This window comes from Mycobacterium sp. (genome assembly GCF_008709575.1).
Lineage (GTDB): Bacteria > Actinomycetota > Actinomycetes > Mycobacteriales > Mycobacteriaceae > Mycobacterium.
The window spans coordinates 1-5631 of the sequence record NZ_VYIK01000049.1; the positions used below are offsets into that span (position 1 = coordinate 1).

Below are 5631 nucleotides of genomic sequence, written 5' to 3' on the forward strand. Positions count from 1 at the left end.
CACCCACATCCGCAACCGGCACAACACACGACCTGCCGCGTGACGTTGACAGAGGATGTCTCATTTCTGGTCTCCTTGCAGGCTGGCCTGGTAGCGGCGCATGCCGCGCAGCCACCGGTCGTAGTCGATTCCCTTGTGTCGGTACATCTGAAGCACCTGCGGGTGCGGAAGGATCAAGAAGCGCTCCTCGTCGATGGCGGCCAGCACGGCATCGGCGACCACATCGGGCTCCAGCACCGCACCCGCAGTGGTGACGGCCCGGGTGGCGAGGTCACCGAGCAGATCACCGGAGTTCGCGCCCTCGTAGAGCAGCTTGGTGTTCACCCCCATCGGACACAGACAGCTCACCCGCACACCCCGATCACCGTAGGTGATATTCAGCCATTCGGCGAAGGCGACGGCCGCGTGCTTGGTCACCGAGTAGGTGGCCGAACCGAGCTGGGTGAGCAGCCCGGCCGCCGACGCGGTGCTGACGAAGTACCCCGCGCCGCGCTCGGCCCAGCCGGGCACCAACAGCGCCGCGGCACGGATGTGCGCGCGCAGATTGACGTCGAGGCTACGATCCCAATCGGCTTCGCTGACTTCCAGACCTACCGCGCCGGTGATCCCGGCGTTCGCGAAATAGAAGTCCACCGGACCGAATTGGCTCTCGGCCAGTTCGATCAACCCCCGGATTTCGGCGGTCTCGCAGACATCTGCGCCGCAGGCTACGGCCGCGCCGGGGTGCGCGGCGTTGATCTGGTCGGCCACGTTGCGGGCGGACTCGGCGTCCAGATCGGCGACCACGACCCGCGCACCGTGTCGGGCAAGCCTGCCGGCCAGCGCGCCGCCGATCCCGCCGCCACCGCCGGTGACGATAGCGACCTTGTGGTCAACGTTCACCCGAAGGATCTTTCTAGTTACGGTTCACCATTGCGGTGGATTGACGAAGGTGGTGATCTTGACTGTTCCGCAGATTATTTCGATCAGCCCTATCACGACAGCAGGATTTTCCGATTCCCGCATAAGGGCCGGCAGCACTGCGCCTGCGGAGTCTGTCGATCCGTATCCAACGCCGCACGATCTGCCGGCCGCGCAGATCCCGCTGCCGCCACCACGTAGCGAGTACATGCATCACAAGTCCGTCCATCGTCCGTCCATCCCGGTGAAGATCCCCGTCGGAGGCCACGACGGTGTCAGGTGGCGCCCATCGCGACCATGATCCGTTTGCGGATGCTCTCCAGCTGCACCGCAGTAATCCGCGAGTCGGTAGGGGTGACACGCCGCAGCGACACGCTGGTGACGTGATGGGCCAACGCCCAGCATGTCGCATCGGCGCCGTTTTCGACCGTCGGCTCGATACGCTCGGCAAACGACCTGTACGCCAGTCCCTCATCGCGGGTCAACGGAACTACCAGCACGTTCGGATATTCGTCCGGAAACAACTCGTGGTCCTCGACGACGACTGCGGGACGCAGCCTGCTGGGCTCGCGCGGCAATGCACCGCCACGCCAATCAACTACCACGATGCTGCCGGCCGATGGCCGACTCACGGCAGGTCGGTCAGCGGCGTCCCGAACTCATCGAGTTCGCTTCGTGCTTCGGGGTGCTTGGCCAGGTGAGCCATCACTCGGTCCCCTTCTGCCCGAATCGTCTCCCGCCGCACCTGCCGGGCCGCAGCTTCGGCCAGCTCTCGAACGAATGCGCTCAACCCCTTGCCTTGACTGCGGGCTGCCGCCTCGAGCACCGCCCGGTCGTCGGCGTCGAGTCGAATCGTCAGTGTCTCCGCCACACACGACATCGTAACACAGTAACGTAGCACACCCCGCTCAGCGTTGTTTCTCAACGGGATCCAGCATCAGACTGGTGTGATCAGGTCCGATGTGTTGCGTCCGCCGGCTGTCGTATTGCTCGGTCGATGAGTTGCGCCACTTCCTGGGAGTGGGCGACGTAGGTGTTGTGCCCGCCGGAGACCTCGACCGGGTCGACGCCGAGGCGCTCGTGGGCCATGCGCAGCATTCCAGCGCGGGTCAGCACGCGGTCGTCGCGCGGCAACAGGTAGGTCGAGGGCCGCACGGCGGGATCGACCGATGGGGTTTCGGCACAGATCGCAGTCAGGTCGCAGCAGGCCACGGTCGGCAGGGCCTGCCGCAGGGCGGCCAGGTCGGCGTCGCGGAACAGGAAATAAGTGGCCAGTACCGGATCCGACGGGTCGACACCGATCCACTCCTGATTGAAGACTGCGGTCGGGTCGATGCGGATCTCGTCGAGGAGGCTGCGGCCGCCGGCGTAGTCGGCTACGGCGGCGGCGAGCCATATCAGGTGGGTAGCGTCGAGCCGCTCGGCGAGGGCGGGCAGCAGCAGCCCGGCCGCGGAATGCGCCGCGACCACCGGCCACCAGCACCACATCACTCACCGCTGGGCCCCGAGGCCGGCGGTAAGCAGCTCGATTGGCGAGACATTGCCGGTGATGCCATTGATTGCGCGGTGTACAGCCCGGTTGCGGGCATCGCTGTCGCAGCGAGCCAGACCTTCAGCGGTGGCGATGATAAGCCGTCGCTTGCCGGCGTCACCGCGACCGGCACCAGCATCCCTCACCGGGAGGCCAGCCGTCGAATCCAGGCCCGGGAGTCGGCCGGGTCGATCACCTCGTCAAGCTCGAAGGTAGTGGCCGCACTGAGCGCTTTGCCGTGCTGGTAGGCGGCTTCGACCAGGCGGTCGAACAGCATCTGGCGCTCGGTCGGATCGGCAACAGCGGCCAATTCCTTGGAAAATCCCAGTCGCACCGCACCTTCCAACCCCATTCCGCCGATCTCGCCGGTAGGCCAGGCGATCGTGAAGTCGGGGGCGTGAAACGAGCCGCCGGCCATCGCCATCGCGCCGAGCCCGTAGCCCTTGCGCACGATGATCATGCCCAACGGCACCGTCAGCCGCGCCCCGTGCACGAACAGCCGGCTGAACCGCCGAACCGCACCGTCGAGCTCTGCGTCCGGCCCAACCATGAAACCCGGTGTGTCGCAGAGCGAAATCATCGGCAACCGGAACGATTCGCACAAAATCAGAAAATCGGCGATCTTGTCGGCGGCCTCGGCGTCGATGGCACCGCCGAGATGGTGACTGCTGTTGGCCAGCAGCCCGAACGGCATGCCCTCAACCCGGACCAGCGCGGTGACCACTCCGACGCCATAGTCGGTCCGCAACTCGAGCACCGAGCCGACGTCGACCACGGACTCGATCGCGCGGCGCACGTCGTAGGCACGTAGCCGGTTTTCCGGCACCACATGCCGGGCGAGCCGCGGGTCCGGCGCCGTCCAGTCGTCGAGGCTGCCCTGGAAATACGACAAATACCGCTTGGCCAGTGCCACGGCGTGCGCTTCGTCGCGGGCAACCAGGCCGACCACGCCGTTGCGGCGTTGCACGTCGACCGGTCCGATGTCCTCGGGACGGCACACCCCCAACCCGCCGCCTTCGATCATCGCCGGGCCGCCCATCCCGATATTCGCGTCGGGGGTCGCGATGATCACATCGCAGATGCCCGCGAGTGCGGCGTTACCGGCAAAGCAACGGCCCGAGACGATCGACACCAACGGCACCCGGGCGCGCAGCGCGCCCAGCGCGCGGAACGTCGGCACGTCCAATCCGGCGGCGCCCCCGACGTCGGTGTCGCCGGGTCGGCCCCCGCCGCCTTCGGCGAAGAGCACCACCGGAACCTGCCGGCGCCGAGCCAGTTCGAAGACGCGATCGGTCTTGGCGTGGTTGCGCATGCCCTGAGTGCCGGCCAGGACGGTGTAGTCGTAGGACACCACGACCGCCTCGGCCCCGTTGATCGTGGCCAGCCCCGCAACCAGGCCGTCGGCCGGGGTGTTGGTGATCAGGTCCTCCTCGGAGCGCCGGCTGCGTTGCGCGGCGACGGCCAGCGCACCGTATTCGACGAAGCTGCCCGGATCCACCAGGTCGGCGATGTTCTCCCGCGCGGTGCGCCGGTTCTGCCGGTGCCGTTTGGCGACCGCCGCCGGCCGGCCCTCGTCGAGGGTCAGCAGGTGCCGACGGCGGACCTCGTCGAGATCGGCGCGGATGCGGTCGAGATCGAGTTCGGCGACGGCGGTGTCGGCGGCGCCGATCCCGGTGCGGGTGAAGACCACCACCGGTTCACCGGTGCCGACGACCTGCCCGGGCCGGATCAGGCAGCGCTGGATGCGCAGGGCGTCCGGCGCGGCCAGCACATGCTGCATCTTCATCGCTTCGAGCACCACCAACGAGGTGCCCGCGGCGACGTCGGCGCCCTCGGTCGGAGCTTCGACGACGGTGCCGGCCATCGGCGCGCGCAGCACCTGCTCACCCGCGTACAGCTCGAGCGGCACCGGCCGGACTTCGTGTTGCGCCGACAACGCGGCGGCCAGCTCGGGCAGCCGCGCGTCGACGAAGCTCGTCGTCACCAGACCGGATTGCAAGCCGGATTGCACCCGCTGCTCCGAGAGCAGTTCCCGAAGTAGCCCGATGTTGGTGCGGATGCCCTCGACAGCGAATTCGGCCAGGGCCGTGCGCGCTTTGCGCACCGCTGCGGCAACCGACGAGCCGTGCACGTGGGTGATCACCTTGGCCAACAGCGAGTCGTAGCGCGGGCTCGGGGTCAACCCGGGCCGCCCGAACGTGTCCACGCGGACGCCGGGGCCGCTCGGCGGCGAGAACACCGTCAGGGTTCCGGTAGCCGGTATCACCGACCCGTCGGCGTCGAGGGTTTCCATGTTGACCCTGGTCTGGATCGCGACACCGTGTGCCGCGGCGGGTTGACGGCCGGTGTCACAGCTGTCGATTCCAGCCGGCAGGTCGAGGTGGTCGAAGGATGCGCCTTCGGCGATGGCGAGGCTGACGGCCACCAGGTCCACTCCGGTGACCGCCTCGGTGACGGTGTGCTCGACCTGGATGCGCGGATTGACCTCGAGGAAGAAGAATTGCTCACCGGATAGCAGGAATTCGACTGTCGCCAGCCCACGGCAGCCTGCGCGGGCGACCAGCCGCGCGGCGGCGGCGTGCAGTTCACCGCGCAGAGCTGCGGACAGCGCGGGCGCGGGAGCGATTTCCACGAGCTTTTGGAAGCGCCGCTGCATGCTGCAGTCGCGGTCACCGAGAGCCAGCGCCCGATTCGGCGCCGCCACGATCTGCACCTCGATGTGCCGAGCGTCCTCGCACACCGCCTCGGCGAAGACCGCGGGATCGCCGAACCCATGTGCGGCCTCGGCGGCGCAGCGTCGGTAGGCATCGGGGAGTTCTGCTGCACTGCGGACCATCCGCAGGCCGCGCCCGCCGCCACCGCCGAGCGCTTTGATCACGATGCCCTGCGGGTGATCGGCGAAGAACCGCGTGACGTCCTCGAAGCTACTCGGCCCGTTGGTGGCCGGCAGCACCGGGATTCCGGCGGCGCTCGCGGCGCGACGGGCCGCCGACTTGTCGCCGAAGAGCTCCAGCACCTCCGGGTCCGGCCCGACGAAGGTGAGGCCAGCCGTCGCGCAGGCCCGCGCGAATCCGGCTTGTTCGGAGAGAAAGCCGTAGCCGGGATGGATCAGCTCGGCGCCGGACGTCTTGGCAGCGGCCAGGATCGCGGCCTGGTCCAGGTAGGCCTGTGGACCCGCCCCGGGCAACGCCACCGCTTCA

General features: G+C 68.1%; 5 protein-coding genes. All 5 read right to left on the reverse strand.

Annotation, left to right across the window (positions count from 1 at the left end; translation table 11 throughout):
• Window positions 1–60: 60 nt before the first annotated feature.
• Window positions 61–882, reverse strand: coding sequence for an SDR family oxidoreductase (locus F6Q13_RS12190; protein WP_293056685.1), 822 nt, complete (start codon window positions 880–882; stop codon window positions 61–63).
• A 293-nt stretch (window positions 883–1175) separates the two neighbouring features.
• Entirely contained in the window at window positions 1176–1532 is a 357-nt protein-coding gene (locus F6Q13_RS12195) for a type II toxin-antitoxin system PemK/MazF family toxin (protein ID WP_293056688.1), read from the reverse strand.
• Window positions 1529–1771 (reverse strand): DUF1778 domain-containing protein, encoded by a 243-nt coding sequence (locus F6Q13_RS12200; protein ID WP_293056690.1) that lies wholly within the window; start codon window positions 1769–1771, stop codon window positions 1529–1531. Before F6Q13_RS12200 ends, F6Q13_RS12195 begins: the two co-directional genes overlap by 4 nt.
• 80 nt (window positions 1772–1851) lie before the next feature.
• Window positions 1852–2388 carry a hypothetical protein gene (locus tag F6Q13_RS12205; protein ID WP_293056692.1) on the reverse strand — a complete coding sequence of 179 codons (537 nt, stop codon included), beginning with the start codon at window positions 2386–2388 and terminating at the stop codon, window positions 1852–1854.
• 185 nt (window positions 2389–2573) lie between these two features.
• The coding region (locus tag F6Q13_RS12210; protein ID WP_293056694.1) for a carboxyl transferase domain-containing protein at window positions 2574–5631 on the reverse strand (3058 nt) is incomplete at its 5' end.

Coding starts and splice junctions, on each gene's coding strand:
- F6Q13_RS12205 (WP_293056692.1), bottom strand. CDS start 2,388: ATGTGGTGCTGGTGGCCGGTGGTCGCGGCGCATTCCGCGGCCGGGCTG.